General features: G+C 38.6%; 24 protein-coding genes. 15 read left to right on the forward strand and 9 right to left on the reverse strand.

What is annotated here, in order from left to right:
• The first annotated feature begins 20 nt into the window (after nt 1-20).
• Genes DWW52_RS18920 through DWW52_RS18985 form a run of 14 tightly spaced genes read left to right on the forward strand, consistent with a single transcriptional unit; the run spans nt 21 to nt 9654 of the window.
• Nucleotides 21-362 carry a DUF3876 domain-containing protein gene (locus DWW52_RS18920; protein ID WP_148315410.1) on the forward strand — a complete coding sequence of 114 codons (342 nt, stop codon included), beginning with the start codon at nt 21-23 and terminating at the stop codon, nt 360-362.
• A complete protein-coding gene (locus DWW52_RS18925) occupies nt 359-982 on the forward strand; it encodes a DUF4141 domain-containing protein (RefSeq protein ID WP_118717292.1) in 624 nt (207 codons plus the stop codon). The genes DWW52_RS18920 and DWW52_RS18925 overlap by 4 nt, the downstream gene beginning before the upstream one ends.
• Before the next feature lie 14 nt (nt 983-996).
• Nucleotides 997-1986, forward strand: a complete 990-nt coding sequence (gene traJ / locus DWW52_RS18930) for a conjugative transposon protein TraJ (protein WP_118717294.1) — start codon at nt 997-999, stop codon at nt 1984-1986.
• 4 nt (nt 1987-1990) lie between these two features.
• Nucleotides 1991-2611, forward strand: a complete 621-nt coding sequence (traK, locus tag DWW52_RS18935; protein WP_118717296.1) for a conjugative transposon protein TraK — start codon at nt 1991-1993, stop codon at nt 2609-2611.
• Nucleotides 2608-2859, forward strand: a complete 252-nt coding sequence (locus tag DWW52_RS18940) for a TraL conjugative transposon family protein (RefSeq protein WP_118717298.1) — start codon at nt 2608-2610, stop codon at nt 2857-2859. The genes traK and DWW52_RS18940 overlap by 4 nt, the downstream gene beginning before the upstream one ends.
• The gene (gene traM, locus DWW52_RS18945) at nt 2843-4105 is read left to right on the forward strand and encodes a conjugative transposon protein TraM (protein ID WP_118717300.1); all 1263 of its coding nucleotides are present in this window, start codon (nt 2843-2845) and stop codon (nt 4103-4105) included. Before DWW52_RS18940 ends, traM begins: the two co-directional genes overlap by 17 nt.
• 2 nt (nt 4106-4107) lie before the next feature.
• On the forward strand, nt 4108-4932 hold the full coding sequence (gene traN, locus DWW52_RS18950; protein ID WP_118717303.1) for a conjugative transposon protein TraN: 825 nt from the start codon (nt 4108-4110) through the stop codon (nt 4930-4932).
• Between the two features lies 1 nt (nt 4933).
• Complete coding sequence (locus tag DWW52_RS18955; protein WP_118717305.1) at nt 4934-5509, forward strand: conjugal transfer protein TraO; 576 nt, start codon at nt 4934-4936, stop codon at nt 5507-5509.
• Nucleotides 5510-5511: 2 nt separating this feature from the next.
• A complete protein-coding gene (locus tag DWW52_RS18960) occupies nt 5512-5967 on the forward strand; it encodes a hypothetical protein (protein ID WP_118717307.1) in 456 nt (151 codons plus the stop codon).
• Between the two features lie 2 nt (nt 5968-5969).
• Nucleotides 5970-6779 (forward strand): fimbrillin family protein, encoded by an 810-nt coding sequence (locus tag DWW52_RS18965; RefSeq protein ID WP_118717309.1) that lies wholly within the window; start codon nt 5970-5972, stop codon nt 6777-6779.
• Nucleotides 6780-6800: 21 nt separating this feature from the next.
• Complete coding sequence (locus tag DWW52_RS18970; protein ID WP_118717311.1) at nt 6801-7607, forward strand: fimbrillin family protein; 807 nt, start codon at nt 6801-6803, stop codon at nt 7605-7607.
• Nucleotides 7608-7654: 47 nt separating this feature from the next.
• Entirely contained in the window at nt 7655-8572 is a 918-nt protein-coding gene (locus tag DWW52_RS18975; protein ID WP_118717313.1) for a fimbrillin family protein, read from the forward strand.
• Nucleotides 8573-8619: 47 nt separating this feature from the next.
• Entirely contained in the window at nt 8620-9027 is a 408-nt protein-coding gene (locus tag DWW52_RS18980; protein WP_118717315.1) for a DUF3872 domain-containing protein, read from the forward strand.
• Nucleotides 9028-9654: a hypothetical protein gene (locus tag DWW52_RS18985; RefSeq protein WP_118717317.1), complete on the forward strand. Its 627-nt coding sequence runs from the start codon at nt 9028-9030 to the stop codon at nt 9652-9654.
• A gap of 192 nt (nt 9655-9846) precedes the next feature.
• Here DWW52_RS18985 and DWW52_RS18990 read toward each other — a convergent pair whose 3' ends face one another.
• From DWW52_RS18990 to DWW52_RS19035, 9 genes are all read right to left on the reverse strand, one after another.
• The gene (locus DWW52_RS18990) at nt 9847-10236 is read right to left on the reverse strand and encodes a hypothetical protein (RefSeq protein WP_118717319.1); all 390 of its coding nucleotides are present in this window, start codon (nt 10234-10236) and stop codon (nt 9847-9849) included.
• Between the two features lie 46 nt (nt 10237-10282).
• Nucleotides 10283-11932 carry a ParB/RepB/Spo0J family partition protein gene (locus DWW52_RS18995; protein WP_118717321.1) on the reverse strand — a complete coding sequence of 550 codons (1650 nt, stop codon included), beginning with the start codon at nt 11930-11932 and terminating at the stop codon, nt 10283-10285.
• 35 nt (nt 11933-11967) lie between these two features.
• Complete coding sequence (locus DWW52_RS19000; RefSeq protein WP_118717323.1) at nt 11968-12270, reverse strand: hypothetical protein; 303 nt, start codon at nt 12268-12270, stop codon at nt 11968-11970.
• A gap of 40 nt (nt 12271-12310) precedes the next feature.
• Nucleotides 12311-12475, reverse strand: coding sequence for a hypothetical protein (locus DWW52_RS21085; RefSeq protein ID WP_158582671.1), 165 nt, complete (start codon nt 12473-12475; stop codon nt 12311-12313).
• On the reverse strand, nt 12441-12686 hold the full coding sequence (locus DWW52_RS19005; protein WP_118717325.1) for a hypothetical protein: 246 nt from the start codon (nt 12684-12686) through the stop codon (nt 12441-12443). Before DWW52_RS19005 ends, DWW52_RS21085 begins: the two co-directional genes overlap by 35 nt.
• A gap of 496 nt (nt 12687-13182) precedes the next feature.
• Entirely contained in the window at nt 13183-13395 is a 213-nt protein-coding gene (locus tag DWW52_RS19020; protein WP_118717331.1) for a DUF3873 family protein, read from the reverse strand.
• 6 nt (nt 13396-13401) lie between these two features.
• Nucleotides 13402-13608, reverse strand: a complete 207-nt coding sequence (locus tag DWW52_RS19025) for a hypothetical protein (RefSeq protein ID WP_118717333.1) — start codon at nt 13606-13608, stop codon at nt 13402-13404.
• Nucleotides 13608-13874 carry a hypothetical protein gene (locus DWW52_RS19030; protein WP_118717335.1) on the reverse strand — a complete coding sequence of 89 codons (267 nt, stop codon included), beginning with the start codon at nt 13872-13874 and terminating at the stop codon, nt 13608-13610. Before DWW52_RS19030 ends, DWW52_RS19025 begins: the two co-directional genes overlap by 1 nt.
• A gap of 53 nt (nt 13875-13927) precedes the next feature.
• Nucleotides 13928-14455, reverse strand: a complete 528-nt coding sequence (locus tag DWW52_RS19035; protein WP_118717337.1) for an antirestriction protein ArdA — start codon at nt 14453-14455, stop codon at nt 13928-13930.
• Nucleotides 14456-15139: 684 nt separating this feature from the next.
• On the opposite strand from DWW52_RS19035, the gene DWW52_RS19045 reads away from it, so the two are divergent.
• On the forward strand, nt 15140-16021 hold the full coding sequence (locus DWW52_RS19045) for a HEPN domain-containing protein (protein WP_118717341.1): 882 nt from the start codon (nt 15140-15142) through the stop codon (nt 16019-16021).
• Nucleotides 16022-16168: the final 147 nt, after the last annotated feature.

Raw genomic sequence — 16168 nt, forward strand, 5'->3', positions numbered from 1 at the left:
ATCATCTTAATATGTTTAAAATGACACGAATAGAGCAAAATGGTTCGGAAAAACGACAAGGTTTTTCTTTAGAGGAAATGGTTGATTTTGCAGATCAGCAAACGGGTAACTCAGAATTGAATTTGGATGATGTTTGTGGGTGTTGGCGAAGTCGAGAGCTAAGCCCATCGCTATTAATATACAAAGATCATAGTCAATACAGAATAGCAATTTTATGTATTAACGAATACGGGGAAGTAATCCCGGAAATTAATGCTTTGAAAGAAGAAATATTAACTCTTGATGAGGACGATATTTTGAGAGTTTGGGGATTGGGAGAATACGAGAAAATGCAAACGGAACATAATTCGGAAATAGTATGAAGAAGATATTATTAATTATAAGTGTTGTGCTTTCTTCCATGTTCGTGAAGGCACAAATTCCGGTAACAGATGTTGCAAATGTTACGCAGAGTATTGTAAATTCTATCCAACAAATCGTGCATACCTCCACGACTGCGACAAACATGATAAATAATTTTCAAGAAACGGTTAAACTTTACGAACAAGGTAAGAAGTATTACGATGCCCTAAAAAGCGTGAGTGACTTGGTGAAGGATGCCCGGAAGGTACAAAAAACGGTTCTTCTCGTTGGGGAAATCTCTGATATTTTCGTGAATAACTACAAACGGATGTTGACGGATAAAAATTTTACTACAAGAGAGTTAGAGGCTATTTCTTTTGGGTATACACGTTTATTACAGGAGGCTACCGACCTGCTATTGGAATTGAAAAACGTTGTGACTATCACAAAATTGAGTATGACGGATAAGGAGCGTTTTGACTTGATTGATCGTGTTTACCGGGATGTAAAACACTATCGGGATTTAGTGAATTATTATACCCGGCGGACTATTTCAGTTTCTTGGCTCCGATCAAAAAAGAAAAATGATACAGCTAGAGTCCTAAACTTGTATTCAACAAGTGATGAAAGATATTGGTAATTAATAAATAAGATATGGTATTAGGCGAAGGATTTGACAATTTGCATCAAGTGTTACGCAACGCATATGACGAAATGATGCCCCTTTGTAGCGATATGGCAGACGTGGCACGTGTTATCGCGGGAATAGGAGCCTTATTCTATATTTCTATGAAAGTTTGGCAATCACTCGCTCGTGTAGAACCGATAGATGTTTACCCGTTGTTGCGACCTTTCTGTATTGGTTTATGTATTATGTTTTTTCCGCTTGTCCTGCAAGCGATAAATGGGGTTCTTTCCCCTGTTGTCGTGGGTACGAGTTCGATTTTGTCGAAGCAAGTATTTGATTTAACGGAATACAGGAAACAAAAAGATCGCTTGGAATACGAGGCTATGGTTCGTAACCCGGAAACCGCGTATATCGTGTCGAGTGAGGCGTATGATAAGGAATTGGAACAATTGGGTTGGAGTCCCTCGGATTTGATGACAATGATGGGAATGACTATCGAGAGGCAATTATATGAACTACGCAAAGGTGTAAGGGATGCGTTTCAGGCGTTTTTGGAATTTCTATTCCAGTCGGCAGCCTTGATAATAGACACGATCCGAACCTTTTTTCTTGTAGTCCTATCAATACTGGGGCCTATCGTCTTCGCGATAAGCACATTTGAAGGACTGCAAGCATCCTTAACCAATTGGCTTACAAGGTATATTTCTGTTTACTTGTGGCTTCCCGTGTGCGATCTTTTTAGTACATTATTATCTAAGATACAGGTGCTTATGGTGCAAAAAGACATAGCTGCATTGAGTGATCCGTTATTTGTACCTGATGCGAGTAGTGGAGTGTATATTATTTTCATGTTGATTGGCATTTTCGGGTATTTCCTTGTTCCAACCGTGTCGGACTGGATTGTGAAAAGTGGTGGTGTTGGTAATTACCAAAAACATTTGAATGATACTGCAAATGCTGGAGCTTCTTTAGGAGGAAGTACGGCGGGAAAAATAGCCGGGACAATAATAAAATAATAGTATGTTCAAGAGTTTAAAAAATATTGACAGTAGTTTTAAGCAAGTTCGTTTTGTGGTTATCGTGTTTTTAATCACGTGTGCGGGAATAACGGGATATAGCGTGTATAGCGCCTATAATTTCGCTGAAGCACAACGACAGAAGATTTACGTGCTGGATCAGGGGAAATCTTTAATGCTTGCTTTAGCGCAAGATTTATCCACGAATCGCCCGGTAGAGGCGAGGGCGCACGTGTGTATGTTTCATGAACTTTTTTTCACGATCGCGCCGGACAAGCAAGCGATCGAGGGCAACGTAAGACGGGCTTTATTTCTTGCAGATCGTAGCGTGTATAATTGTTATAAGGACTTGGAGGCAAAGGGATACTACAATCGCATGATTAGTGCAAATATTAACCAAAAGATTCAGATTGATAGTGTCGTATGTAATTTTAACCACTACCCTTATGCGGTTACTACTTACGCGAAACAACTTATTATTCGTGAAACAAGCGTGACAGAACGCAATCTAGTAACCCGGTGTAATTTACTGAATACTGTAAGAACCGATAATAGCCCGTTTGCTTACATGATTGAGAAATTCGAGATAACTAATAATGAAGATATTAAAACAATAAAACGATGAAAGTATTTAAACGAATACCCGATAAAATAGACTTGCATATAAGAAAGCTATGCAATTGCCTTTCTCCCATGCAAAAAATAGTTTTGACAGTGATACTATTTGCCTTATTCTTTTTGGCTTCTCTTTACACGATTGCATTTACAGCCTACCAGATTGGTAAAAAAGATGGAAAGTTCATACAGATTGAACATGTTCATCCCGTGCCAATTATAAAACAAAATAAAGAATTGTATGATGAAATGGAATAACAAAGGAGAGGGGAAACAATTAACTCCTAAACAAAGACTTCAAAGGCAGAAGTTAATCGTGTATCCTATTTTTGCCGTGATCTTTATATTCGTGATGTATTTTATATTCGTTCCTTCGTCAACAAGAAAGGATAATATTGAGGAGGTGAATGGTTATAACGTGAATATACCCGTGTCGGAAGGTGATAATATAACGAATGATAAAAAGGCAGCTTACGAGGCAGAAGATATTAGGCAGAAGCAAAACGAGAGGAAGACATTAGAGGATTATGCTTTTGAACTTACCGCACGGGAAGAAGAGAGTAAATCATTATCACTTTTACCAGAAAAAGAGGATCAGGCAACAGGTGTAGTTACTTCGGTAACGACATATAAAGATTTAACGAAAGAGATGCAATCTTTTTATCAGCCCATTAATAAAGAAGATCGAGAAAAAGAAAATTTGCAGCGACAAATTGAACAATTACAGCAACAATTACAGGGAATACAGACTCAACCGAATCAACAGGAATTGATGGAAGAATCTTATAAACTTGCCGCGAGATATTTAAACGTGCAAGCCGCGGAAACAGCCATGCCTACGTCACCCGTAACCTTGGTAAATGAAGAGAACAAGAGGGACGTTAATCCCGTGTGTGGAGTATCGGACGGGGTGGTGTCCCGGCTTGGGGCCGCCAACTCGAACAGAGTGGTGTCCCATCTGGGGAACACTAACCCGAACAGTCGGTTTTATTCACTTTCTAGCGTAGAAAAATCGACTTGTACCCTAATAAAAGCGTGTGTTTACTCTGATTTGGTTCTTTTTTTCGGGGAGAATACGGGAGTACAGAAAGTTTCTTTACGATTACTTGAAGCTATGCAAGTTGGGAGTATAATTATTCCTCGAAATACTCTTCTTACCGGGATTGCAAGGTTGAGGGATAAAAGATTAACAGTCACCGTGGATAATCTAATATATGATAACAAGATAATAAGTATTTCATTAAAAGTGTTTGATATGGATGGCTTAGAAGGAATAAATGTTCCGGGAAGTCAAGAGCTTAACAGTACGAAGGAAACAGCTTCTGCTCTAACTGGAAATTTAGGTACTTCTATAAATTTAAATGGTTCTGCCGGGCAACAGTTAGCATCGGATCTCGCAAGGGGGGTAATTCAAAATGCGGCTTCTTATTTGGGTAAGAAGATAAAAACAGTAAAAATCACTTTAACTGGGAATTACATGGTCTATTTAACTAACAGGATGTAAAGATGAAAACTGTATTTATAATAATCTTTTTATTCTCATTTAATTATTCCGGTTTTACGCAACAGGATTCCATAAAAAAAATAGAAATGGAAGTTTCCCATGTGAAGACGGTACACGTTATTTTCTCGTCAGCGATCACTTATGTTGATTTGGGTTCTTCGGATATAATAGCGGCTAAGGCTCCGGGGGTGGAAAACATTTTGCGGGTAAAATCGGCGGTAGAAAACTTTACCGAGGCAACTAATTTCACTGTAATAACGGAAGATGGAAATTTTTACTCTTTCGTTGTACGGTACAATAGTAAGCCGAAGCGATTAAATATTCTACTCCGGGATGATAATATACTCGTGGAAGGAGAACATGACGTATCCCCCGCGGTCGTGGATAAAATTACAAGGGCTATTTACAAGAACAATCAAAATGATATTAAGTATCTTGGTTGTAAACGGTACGCGATGCAGATGCTTGTAAAATCCATTTTCGTGTATAAAGGTTTGTTTTTCGTGCATATTGTTATTAAAAATAACTCGAATATCCCGTTTGACGTGGAATATATTCGTTTCATGATTCAGGAACGAAGGCTGATAAAAAGGACTGCAAGACAAGAAATTCAAGTAAATACAGTAAAAGCATTTAACGAGCAAAGAACAATTGAGGAAAATTCTATTGCTAGGGCAGTATACGTTTTGCCGAAATTTACTATATCAAGCGATAAAATTTTTATAGTTCAATTAATAGAAAAAGGGGGAGCTAGAAATCTGACTATACAGATAGAGAGCGAGGATTTCTATAACGCAAAAACAATAGAGAATCTAAAATTGAGATAATATGAAAAAGATGATTACACTTACGTGTATCGTACTGTTTGTCGGTACGATAGAGGGCTTTGCACAGCGTTGTTTACCGAAACAATGGGGCATAGAAATAAATGGAGGATGGAGCGACGGTTATCCATTAATAAAGAATCGAAATTTGGATTATTCTTTAGGACTAGCCTTTTTTCGATATTCTCAAAACCAAAACAAGTGGTCTGCTGGCGTCGAATACATGGAAAAAACGTTTTGTTACAAGTGCAATGCTGTTCCTGTTTGTCAATTCCTAATTTCTGGAGGATACTTTACAAATATTTTATCTAATCGAGTGAAGAGTTTATTTTTCAATCTTGGGGGGATGTTTTTAGCGGGTTATGAATCTATAAACTGGGGCGTGAGAAGTTTTTGCGATGGGGCAAGCCTGAAAGATGAAAATAAATTCGTGGGAGGTGGTTGCTTAGGGATCGAATTAGAAACCTATATTACAAATCGTTTCCTCGTATCTCTACGCGCAAGAGAGAAAATACTAATCAACTCTGTCAAAACTTTTCATTTTGAATATTCCATAGGGATTAAATTTATTATTAAATAGTTATGAGAAAAATATTAATATTTGGTCTTTTGGCTATTGCAATGAGTTGGTGCGGGTGTCATAATGATTGTACAGATTGTGAAGACTATACACGCACTTTAGCACTGTATGTTAAAGTGCAAGGGACCGCGAAAGATAGTATTCTGAATATCGAAGGGAATATATACAATGAAATCACCGGGGTACGGACTGTATTTGCAACGGTTAGACAAGATAGTATTTATTCTACTAATATACAGGTATTTGAAGACTTAACTCGTTGCGAATGTGAATTAGATGTTTTTCTAAAAGGGGACAAAAAACGTGTTTTGATTGACCTTACAAACAAGTTAGAATTTTCAGAATCCCGGATACAAGTTATTTCTATTGATATAACTTTTGGTCTTTTGGGATTAGAGGTACACGTGACCGACTATCAACCGGATCATGAAATCGAGTTAGAATCTTTTAAAAATTAATCATGAAAATAAGCTTATTATTAATATGTATGTGTTTGGGATGTTCTTGTGTCCGAAAGGATATTTCAGAAAATGTTCCAATCTCTTTGAACGTAAGCATTGCGTCTTTAAGGAGGGCAGTAAACACGCTCCCTGATGGTGCAGAGTTAGGAATATATGTCGCGGAAGATTCGCCAGAAAATAATTATAATGGTGTAGCTTATCAAAATATTCACGCGGTAGTTGCCGGAGGACGATTAGAACTTGACGAGGACATCATGTTAAGTTCAACGATGGCTAACATATACGTGTATTCGCCTTACAAAACAACTTTTACCGATCCTCGTGCAACGAGAGTAACAACGAAGGCGAGTCCGGACTTTTTATTAGGTAAGGTCGAAGGTATAAACAATCTTAACCCAAATGCTAATATTATACTACAACACATGTATTCCGTTATTCGGTTTAAGATAAGAAACCTTTCCGGGAAAACAGTTTATTCAAGTATCCTGAATATAACATTAAGAAATAACGAAGGCTATACAAACCTATCTGTTTTGGGAAAGGTGGATATGAAAGACAGTTCGATAGTACCTGCTTTGCCTAGCGCGCATGCGGTTTCTATTTCGTTCAGCCCGTCGTATAAAATTTCAAGTGATTTTCCTGATGACGACAATAGCATATCAATGACCGTAATTCCAACGCCTGTATTGTCGGGAGAAATGATTTTAGAGGTCGTTTTCTCTCCAACCGATCGACGTTCTTTTGAAATTCCCCCGATAAATTGGGAATGCGGGAAGATTTACACTTACAATTTATCAATAACCAATTGAAAATACATAAAACAAGCAGACATGAGAACATTAATATATTTTTCAATTTTTCTGTTGGTGAGTTGCACGAAAAAAACAGAGATAAATAATGATAATTCCGTACGCTTAGAAATTAGCTTGGAATCCGATTTGTCCCGTTCAGCCTCTTCGAGTTTGCTGCCAGTTGGTAGTGAAATAGGCATTTTTATCGTCGAATCCGTAAACATGGAAGCGATTTATGATGGGGAAGAAAGGTATCGCAATATTCGTGTAGTCAGGACAATTGACGGTTGGAGAATGGATCAGGACGTAATTTTAAAATCATTTCCCGGAAAAGTTTTAGCGTACTACCCGTATAAAGAGGGAACAGATTTTTCGATCCCTTTAAATTCGGAAGAGGATAAGACGTTTCTTTTTGGTCAGGGTGAAACCGAGGTTAGCGAAAGTTCGACGAAAGTGCTAATCCGGATGCAATCTCCTTTCACGATCGCCCGGTTTTGGTTGAAACAATCTGCTCCCGGAAGTTCTGTATTCGCGACAGAATTACGCCTGCGAAACGATCCTCAATTCACGTCGTTGTGTATCCGGGGAAATGTTGGTCTTTCCACGCAATCCATAAATCCGGTACTCAGTAGTCCGCATATTAGCGTGATTGACGATCAAGGATATATTTGGTTTACGGATAAGTATAGAAATGTAGATTTTTTCGTGTTTCCGTGCCGAATGCGCACTGCTGAAATCATATTCGAGGCACGCATAGATGATCGTTATTATCAATATGTAATTCCTCCAGCGACTTGGATTCCGGGTATGGTAAACGAATACTATCTCACGTTCAATAACAATTGAATATCTATATATCTCTTATTATTTTAATTAATCTAAAATCTATTTTTATGAAGACAATTTATTTTTTTATCGCCGTATTTGTAAGTGCAATATTTTGCACGAGTTGTTCTAAACCCGATGCAGAGGTCACGCCAGCAAGGAGCGAATTAGAAGTAGCTACCAATTTGGAAGCAATGACCTCAAGGGCTTCTTTTCCAACAAGTACGGAAATGGGATTATTCATTACAACTGGAAGTATCGGGAACGTGTACGATAACACGAGTGCGAACAGTAATGTTAAAGCGGTTTTAGGTGCTTCCGGTTGGGTGTTAACACCCCCGGTTTATCTCTCGGCTAATAATGCAACGATTTACGCTTATACTCCTTATTCCTCGTCAGTGTCAAGTGGAACGAGTATTCCGGTAAATGTTACTTCTGCGGTTGCAGACTATTGCTACGGGAAATCGTCCGGCACTATTAACGCTAAAAGCCCCACGGCAACAATAACAATGTCGCACGCCCTAACTAAGGTTCGTTTCAAAATCTCTAAGGCATCGACTTACACGGGAACGGGAAAACTCACGGAAATCTCGATCAACGGTAGTACAAACAACACGATTTGCGCACAAGGTACGTTAAACATTAGCACGGGAGTAATAACGGCAACCACAACGTCAGCGCACACGATCACGCGAACCAACGCGAGTGGGTTGTACACGATCACGGCATCAGCCCCAACGGATGCACAAGCGGCGGTTTTAGATTTTACCCTTATTCCTGCGAACTTTCAAGCCAAAGAGATTTCAATGTCGTTTACGATCGACGGTAAAATCTTCACCTTTTCGGTTCCTGCCGGGACTTGGGAGAAATCGAAAATCAACACTTACACTTTAAGCCTTGGAGGTACCGGGCTAACTATGAGTAATGTATCCGTAACTGTCACGGAGTGGGCTGCTGGGGTAAATGCATCGGGAGAACTTAAATAGATTTATTCATACGAGGGGGAATAATCCCCCTCCTTTTTACTAGAAGTATGAGATACATATATATAATAGTATTATTTGCGTCATGCACATTTGCCTGTAATGATAAGCTGGATATTCAGCAAGTGTATAAATTCACTATCGAAACAATGCCCGTTCCTTCACAAATTAAAAAGGGGGAAACTATCGAAATCCGTTTTCAGATAGAGCGTGAGGGTGAGTATAAAGACACGAAATATTACATTCGTTATTTTCAGCCGAGTGGTACGGGAGTATTGAAAACAAGCGATAAAATTGAATTTACGCCAAATGACCGCTACCCACTCTCGGACACGATATTTCGCTTGTATTATACCTCTAATAGTACAGATCAACAAAGCATAGATATTTATATTGAAGATTCTTTTGGACAAGTGGAAAAAGTAACGTTTAGTTTTACAAATCATAATAAAGAATGAATGGAAAACGACAAATTATTTGAATTAGTCAAAATAGATCCTTTTTTGCTCCGAGTATTAGAAGACGAGGATAAAACGAGAGAAGTTTGCAGAGCCGCGCTGGAAGCCTTATCAGCGCTAATCCCGAAATACGAGTTGATTGCAAATGTTCCATATTCAGATGTATGTTTAGAAACCTTACAAAAATATTGCACGGATAAGGCAGATGCTATCATGTACGCGATAAATATACCTGATGCGATTATGAATGAGGAGATTGCTGAATTTATTCTTGAAAAAAATCCTCTTGCCTTTCCTATCTTAAAAGATACTTATTTTTCTCCGGAGTTGTGTCTTTTTATTGACCGGGATAACCCTAATTATTTTAGTAAATACCCCTCCATGTTGCCACGATCAGTAAGGGAAACCGTGAACGTGTTCACGTTATCAAGGATGCTTGAACGGCGATGGGGATGCGGTGAGAATTTTTCGTTAGACGAGTTAAAGGAAATTTTACAAGGTAAACCTTTTCATATTAAAGAATCGTCCTCGGGGAAAAATGTATTTATGGAATTAGAAGGTGGTAGATTTCACATTTTACCGGAAGAAAGGAAAATACGAGAAATAAAAAAGGGACATAAATTATAATGAAATTTTTGAAGATAATTTCTTTGGTGGAGTGATTAACGAAGAAGAACGTGGAAAAGGTATGAAAGATGTAAAGAGAAATCGCCCGCGGCTCCTGCCGCGGGCGGAAATTTTTTCTCCTTCCCCTCTCCCAAAATGAACGAGCGGGCCAATATATTTCCACGCTCGTTCATTTACCGATAAATTGAAGGATTATTGAATCTTATTCAAACTTTCCTCAAGTCTTATACTTTCCACGGAGCCTTTCGGGTAGAATTTAATAATATCAAGCGGATTTTTCAGTGTTTTGAAAGTGTTTTTGATTTTTTCTACAATCTCGTGAATATCATCAAAATTAATAGCGTCTTTGTTTTTAACAGAGTCATAAGTGATATTCTCCGCGACCTTAATTAACGCTTGTTGCATCCAAGATTCTACGTCGGAAACACGAATATTTTTTTGCTTATCATCCCACGTGTTTTCCGGTATGTTAATCCCGATCTGAAACGAGTGGGCTTTACGCTCGTGTATTAACCGAAAGAAAACCGGATAGTTATTCTTTTCAACAGGAGTTTTCTTTAAATATGGTGTTATCGTTATCATGTCAAGTAATTTTTTTCAGTATGCTAATATAAGAATAAAAATAAGATTACGCGGCTTTCTTGCTCGCTTCTTGCATTTTCTTTTTTCCTTGTTTTAGTTGCTTCTTGATAGAGGCAATTTGTTCTTTTATTTTCTTGAAACGCTTGTTATACACCTCCGTGTATTTTTGTTCGATTTTTTCCACGTCATCATGGAAATGCTCTTTCGCGAAAGCTATAAAATAGTCGGAAGTAACCCCTTTCCCGAAGGCGGTACGGAACCCTTTCACTAGAAAATCTCTTTTAATGATAGTCTTTAGCTCTTCGGATAGTCCTCGTTCCACGATTTCTTTTTTCTCATTCTCGCTAACATAGTACGTGTCTTTAGTAACGCCTAAATCTTGATGATGCTTCCTGTCGAGTGCATCGAGAAGAAAGAAGTACAAATATTTTTCCTCGCTTTCTGAAAATTCAGAGTGCGGTATATCGTTTGCTTCGATGAATGCCTTCGTGTCTTTGATCGTGTTGATCGTTTTTAATTCTGTATTTCTTTTGTCCTTGTCTTGAAGGGATTTAAGTTCTTTTTGCAGTTCATTTTCTTTACTTTCCGCCTCATGTTCTTGATACTGAAAAACGATATTTTTATCTTGAATCACCACGAATCTTGTTAAAGAACCTTCTTCTTCTTTCTGTTCAAGTAATTTAATACTTTCGTTATACTCTTGCATTTTGTTTTGATAAAGTTGCGCGAGGTGTTCCTTTTCTTCTTCCGTTTCAATGTTGGAAAAATCGGGTTGTTTCGGTTCATTCGGATAATAACGACAATTCGCGTTGTCCTTTATTTCGTATTCTTGTAAAAGAAGACGTTCAATCACGGTATCATTAGTTTGACTATACACGGGTTTGCAGAGAACGGCAAGCGGATTTTCTTGTTTTATCCGGATGGCTTCGGCTGTTAGGTAGCTTGCGTTTTTCTCTTGTAGGCAAGTTGGATTCACGCATTTTCCGCTATCCTCACAGAATAGCGAAAAATTTGCCGTGTTGTGGGGACAAGAGGCGCATTCTTGCTTATTAAATTTGTAATCCTTTAAACATGATGTATAGTTGGATTCGATTCTTTTTTTCACGGCTTCTTGGGGCAAGTTGAACCAATTGGAATATGAAGTTTTATCAAAAAATCTCGAATGAACATCTTTTTGAATTTCCTCGGAATATTCACAGATAACCGCGGCAACCCCGATACCAATTTCTCCTGTTTGAAGAAGCTCCGCGAAATCGGCAATAAGATGATTAAGTTTTAAACGTACACGGATATATTTTTCGCTTTTTCCTGTACGGGAAATTAACTCGTTGATTTCCCCGCTCGTTTGCAATAACTTTTCGTATGCTTTCGCTTCCTCGATAGGGGAAATATCTTCCCTCTGAATATTTTCGATTAGGCACAATTCTTGTGCCTCTTCCGCTGTTACATCCTTGATGTAAGCGTTGATAGATTTCCAACCGAGTAATTGGGCGGCACGGAAACGCCGTTCGCCGCAAATAATGGCGTATTGGTTTTTCCCGACCGCCCGAAGGGTAAGCGGATTTATTAATCCGCTATTTTGTATACTATCGGCAAGTTCTTGAATGCTCGCGTTATCAAAACATTCCCGCACGTTTGCTTCATTCGGTTGAATCTCGTTTAAACTGACTTGTTGAAAAAATTCTTTTGTTTTCATGGTATTAAATTTTAAATATTTGAATTGATTATGATTTAGGCGCAATGGTTACGTGAGTACAAGCCTGCCGCGATAGTTTTGGCTTTCTCGCGTGAAACCTTGCGGAGTTTGCCCCCGACACATACGTAACAATTCTTTGTATCCTTGACACTCTCTACCTGTAAATATGAGAATGGTGCATTATAGCAAATTAGATTCGTCCCTTTCGAGGAATATCCCCAAAGGAAATTTCCGTTGTATGATTTAAGGTCTTTCTTGTCAGCCTCGAAGTCTTGGGATACGGTTGTATTTTCGTTTTTCACGATTTCTTTCATCCTATTGATAATATGTTTTTTCATGATAATGTTGATTTAATGTTGATAATGCTCGATTTTGCGATCATGCCACCTTATTTTTAATAACTTCTTCTTTCACTTTTTTTCCCATAGCCTCCACGTTCTTGTATTTCTGTTTTAGTTTTGCCTTGATTTTTTGCAAACGTTCATCAGTGGTGGGATCAAAGAATAAGTTATTTTGGGTTTCGTGTATTATGTATTGTTCCATAATTCGCTTTAGCCAATCTCCAATTAATTAGCCATCGCCACCGATCAAGCATTTGCCGGGGAATGTCAATAACGTGTAACGTGTCATAATTATCATAATCCCTTCGGAGCTGAAACGATATTTTTATCCAGTGTTCGATTTCCAATTCCCTTTCGGCTTTGGCGAAGTCTTTCGCCTGTTCGAACCAATCGTGTATATTTTCCTGTTTCATTTTTTATGTGATTTAGATGTTAAGTTGCTATTTTTCCTCCCGTTTTTCTTCGTTACTAGATGTATTCTTTGTAGTCCGTGATTTTCTTTCCTGCTTTCTTTACCCTTCTAATTTCAAAGGGGGACAGTTTTGCGAAATAGAACGTCTTTTCTTTCGTCCAACACAAGGGTAAATGTTTACATCTTCGGGTTTTGTTAAACGCGAAACAAAGGGAACACTTGTAGCCGTCTTTTTTCACTTCTCTAATTTCGAGGACAATGTTTTTATATTGAATAAAATCTTCTGCTTGCATAATCTAAACTGTTATATATCCGTTAATTTGCATTTAACCTCTTCGCATTTGTCTTCGAGCCTTAAAATTTCCGATACGAAGAACTCGGTCGTTTCTGCCGCGGGGGTAAAATTTGTAAGGCGATTGCACACTTCGCGGATTAAATTTTCTAGTTTCACGTCCTCGATTTCGGGGTGTGTTTTCTTTTTCTCTTTCATGGCTATATTATTTAGATTGTTTGTTTTTTATCCATTCTTCCCGTGCCTCCCTGCACTCTTTTAGGGTGGGTTTCACACAGCTAAACAATTCCCCGTCCGTATGGCGATAATCATATTGATAGAAAAATTTGCGTGGGCGGTCACGAAAAGAAAACCTTTCGTATTTTTCCTCGCCCTTGTTTTGGGTCGTTGATACTCCTTTTTCTGTTAATCTTGTCATGTTGTGTTAGATTAAAACGTTTAACATCAATAAAATAAGTATGGATATAACAATCACGTGGAGAACGAGTTTCAACAAGCGTAACAGGACACGGACAATCAGCACGAAAAGAATTATCCCCCCTAGTACCCCCGTACCCGTTTCCATTAGTATGCAAATCATGGCAAATGCGATAAACACACCTAAACATCCGATTTTCAAAAAGCGTTTCATCATTCAATAATTTTGAAAAAGTACTCGGTTGCCGAATGAACCACGACAAAGTGGTTTTCCGTTCGGAAATAATGATAAGGGTTGTAAAAGTTCAACGCTAGCATATTATAAAATGTAGGTTCAAATCGTTTGACAAGTCGGTTGATTTCTCGCTTGTTCGCCTTTACCGCACCTTTCATTAACTCTTCCCACGTGATTATATCTATACAAGAGCAACACGTTTCATATTCAATGGCTTTCACGTTATATGTAAGATTCGTTTTCATGGTATTGAATTTTAATGTTTGGGAATAAGGGGGACGGGATCGCCCCCCACGGTTCAACGACAATAGAAAACATACCCGTCCACGTAATCATACCCGTCCATGAACAAATCACGGGCGTATGCCTCGTAATCGAAATAACTTCTCGCGAAATCGGATAAATCTTCCATTGTTCTAACACATTCTTCCGCGAAGTCTTCTTCACTATCGTATTCCCCGAAATACTGGTCTTGAAAATCACGTACTAAATCGTCAATATCTTTTTTTGCTATATCGAATGAATAGTAATCTAGCCAAGCAGAGAAAGCCTCTTGCTTTGTTTCGTCCATTTCATCCATTTTATCACGAACCTCGAAAAACTTTTCCGATAGCCACGATTCACCAATAAATGCTTCCGGTATATTTTCCCAATCTTGAAACATAAACTCCGGGTCTTCCTCGTCCGAATGCAGATCACCGCACGCCTCTAAAAATTCCTCCTTATCGGAATAATCCGATAAGTTCATCCACTTGCCCTCGATACTACCACAATTGTATTTATGATACGTCCCGACATAAATAGCTGCTTCCTGTAAATTTTCCATGACTCAATTTTTTATGTTGTCGGGAAAAGCCCCCGATCGGCTAACTACTCGCGTTCTATCCTTGTCTACTTCGACCGAGGGCGGGGCTTCGTTGTTTCCCTTGTCGTTTCCCTGTCCCCTGCCTCTAGTCTACCCCTTCCTCGGACGTTCGCTTTCGTTATGCCCTAAAGGTGTAGGGATTAGGGAAAACAAGATTTTTCAAAAAAATACTACCCGACTGGCACGTGGGAGAAATATAAGGAGGTGTGGAGATTTTTTTGAAAACCAAGGGCTTGAACTTGTTTGAGCGTCCGATCCCGTAACAACCTTTGCATAACCGAGAGCGAATGACCGGGGAAGGGTTAATGATAAAACAGGGGACAACGTGGGAACGGGAAGGAAACAACAAGCACAAATTGCTTACCGCTCTGCCCCCGGAGGGGGTGCTTCGGGTTTTCCGCGAAACTTGTCTTGGGGATAGGAGCAAGATACCGTGTATCGCGGATAGCCCGGTCCGCGCTGTCAGCGGATTCGCCCGAAATAATAATATTACATGGAAAATTTTCTATCTTGGAAAGGCTAAGGTTCGGCAATATTTGTTATTTTTGATGATGTTCGTGATAAGATCGAGTGACACGTGGCTTTCCCGTTTTATCTTTCAAGGAACTTGTTAATTATGTAATGTTGAATCAATAATATTTTTATATGGTTAGTTTTGACTACGATCCTGTCAAGTCTTGCATTGCCTTGTGCTTCGAGTGTTCTGAATGCGGTAGCCAACAAAAGACGAAGAACTTTCGTATTCCGTCGCCTAATTATGATGACGTGGATAATTCTGATACTTATAATGATTATGAACACTTGTGTTCATGTTGTCAGAAAATTTATACTATTACTCTTCATTCGAGTATTTATGGTGGGATAGGTGAAATTCGTGATTTAGATGATGCAAATTTGGTTGGGATATATGAAGAAGGTTACGATGAGCGGGCATATTATAGAAGTTTGTTTGACGAGATAAAAGACGAGATAAAAGACGATCGTAAATATATTGACTTATTTCACGAGAGGATGGCGAGTGTTGAGGGATTAATCGTGACGGTTGACAAATTGTCCGAGAATGATCAAAATATCCTATTCCCGATGCTTTATGTGAACATGATCGCCAGCGTGGAGGCATATTTAGCGGATACTTTTATTAGAAGTGTTTTAGAAAGTGAAGAAAACAAGAGAAAGTTCGTGGAAACCTTCAAGGATTTCGAGAATGTGAAAATTTCGTTCAAGGGGATTTATGAAAAGATGGACGGGATAGATATGTTTATTTTCAGAACATTACGTGATATTATTTATCACAATCTAGGGAAGGTGAAGGGGATGTATAGGGATGCTTTGGGTATTGATTTAGGTGATATTAAGGAGTTGATGGAAGCGGTGAATAAGAGGCACGATATTGTTCACAGAAATTGCAAAGATAAAGAGGGTAATGACGTGATTATCAAGAAAACAGATGTTGAAGAATTATTTGAACGAGTCAAAAATTTTGTTAATGCAATAGACGCGCAAGTTCATCCTGAACCCACGGTTTGAGGGAGCGGCAATTTTTGAATAATGATAATAATAGATTCCGGGGAATAAATTCGACCCCGGAATTTTAGTGTTTCCGTGGGATATATCCCTGCAAAAAAGCTGTGATTCGATAAAACCGGGGGGTGTAAATTAAACTGTGTCATCTTC

Source organism: Odoribacter sp. AF15-53 (genome assembly GCF_003479425.1).
Lineage (GTDB): Bacteria > Bacteroidota > Bacteroidia > Bacteroidales > Marinifilaceae > Butyricimonas.

Coding starts and splice junctions, on each gene's coding strand:
- DWW52_RS18980 (WP_118717315.1), top strand. CDS start 8,620: ATGAGATACATATATATAATAGTATTATTTGCGTCATGCACATTTGCC.
- DWW52_RS19045 (WP_118717341.1), top strand. CDS start 15,140: ATGGTTAGTTTTGACTACGATCCTGTCAAGTCTTGCATTGCCTTGTGC.
- DWW52_RS18975 (WP_118717313.1), top strand. CDS start 7,655: ATGAAGACAATTTATTTTTTTATCGCCGTATTTGTAAGTGCAATATTT.
- DWW52_RS18940 (WP_118717298.1), top strand. CDS start 2,608: ATGAAAGTATTTAAACGAATACCCGATAAAATAGACTTGCATATAAGA.
- DWW52_RS19030 (WP_118717335.1), bottom strand. CDS start 13,874: ATGAAAACGAATCTTACATATAACGTGAAAGCCATTGAATATGAAACG.
- DWW52_RS18960 (WP_118717307.1), top strand. CDS start 5,512: ATGAGAAAAATATTAATATTTGGTCTTTTGGCTATTGCAATGAGTTGG.
- traK (WP_118717296.1), top strand. CDS start 1,991: ATGTTCAAGAGTTTAAAAAATATTGACAGTAGTTTTAAGCAAGTTCGT.
- DWW52_RS18970 (WP_118717311.1), top strand. CDS start 6,801: ATGAGAACATTAATATATTTTTCAATTTTTCTGTTGGTGAGTTGCACG.
- DWW52_RS19025 (WP_118717333.1), bottom strand. CDS start 13,608: ATGAAACGCTTTTTGAAAATCGGATGTTTAGGTGTGTTTATCGCATTT.
- DWW52_RS19005 (WP_118717325.1), bottom strand. CDS start 12,686: ATGAAACAGGAAAATATACACGATTGGTTCGAACAGGCGAAAGACTTC.
- DWW52_RS18995 (WP_118717321.1), bottom strand. CDS start 11,932: ATGAAAACAAAAGAATTTTTTCAACAAGTCAGTTTAAACGAGATTCAA.
- traN (WP_118717303.1), top strand. CDS start 4,108: ATGAAAACTGTATTTATAATAATCTTTTTATTCTCATTTAATTATTCC.
- traM (WP_118717300.1), top strand. CDS start 2,843: ATGATGAAATGGAATAACAAAGGAGAGGGGAAACAATTAACTCCTAAA.
- DWW52_RS19000 (WP_118717323.1), bottom strand. CDS start 12,270: ATGAAAAAACATATTATCAATAGGATGAAAGAAATCGTGAAAAACGAA.
- DWW52_RS19035 (WP_118717337.1), bottom strand. CDS start 14,455: ATGGAAAATTTACAGGAAGCAGCTATTTATGTCGGGACGTATCATAAA.
- DWW52_RS19020 (WP_118717331.1), bottom strand. CDS start 13,395: ATGACAAGATTAACAGAAAAAGGAGTATCAACGACCCAAAACAAGGGC.
- DWW52_RS21085 (WP_158582671.1), bottom strand. CDS start 12,475: ATGGAACAATACATAATACACGAAACCCAAAATAACTTATTCTTTGAT.
- traJ (WP_118717294.1), top strand. CDS start 997: ATGGTATTAGGCGAAGGATTTGACAATTTGCATCAAGTGTTACGCAAC.
- DWW52_RS18965 (WP_118717309.1), top strand. CDS start 5,970: ATGAAAATAAGCTTATTATTAATATGTATGTGTTTGGGATGTTCTTGT.
- DWW52_RS18920 (WP_148315410.1), top strand. CDS start 21: ATGACACGAATAGAGCAAAATGGTTCGGAAAAACGACAAGGTTTTTCT.
- DWW52_RS18955 (WP_118717305.1), top strand. CDS start 4,934: ATGAAAAAGATGATTACACTTACGTGTATCGTACTGTTTGTCGGTACG.
- DWW52_RS18925 (WP_118717292.1), top strand. CDS start 359: ATGAAGAAGATATTATTAATTATAAGTGTTGTGCTTTCTTCCATGTTC.
- DWW52_RS18990 (WP_118717319.1), bottom strand. CDS start 10,236: ATGATAACGATAACACCATATTTAAAGAAAACTCCTGTTGAAAAGAAT.
- DWW52_RS18985 (WP_118717317.1), top strand. CDS start 9,028: ATGGAAAACGACAAATTATTTGAATTAGTCAAAATAGATCCTTTTTTG.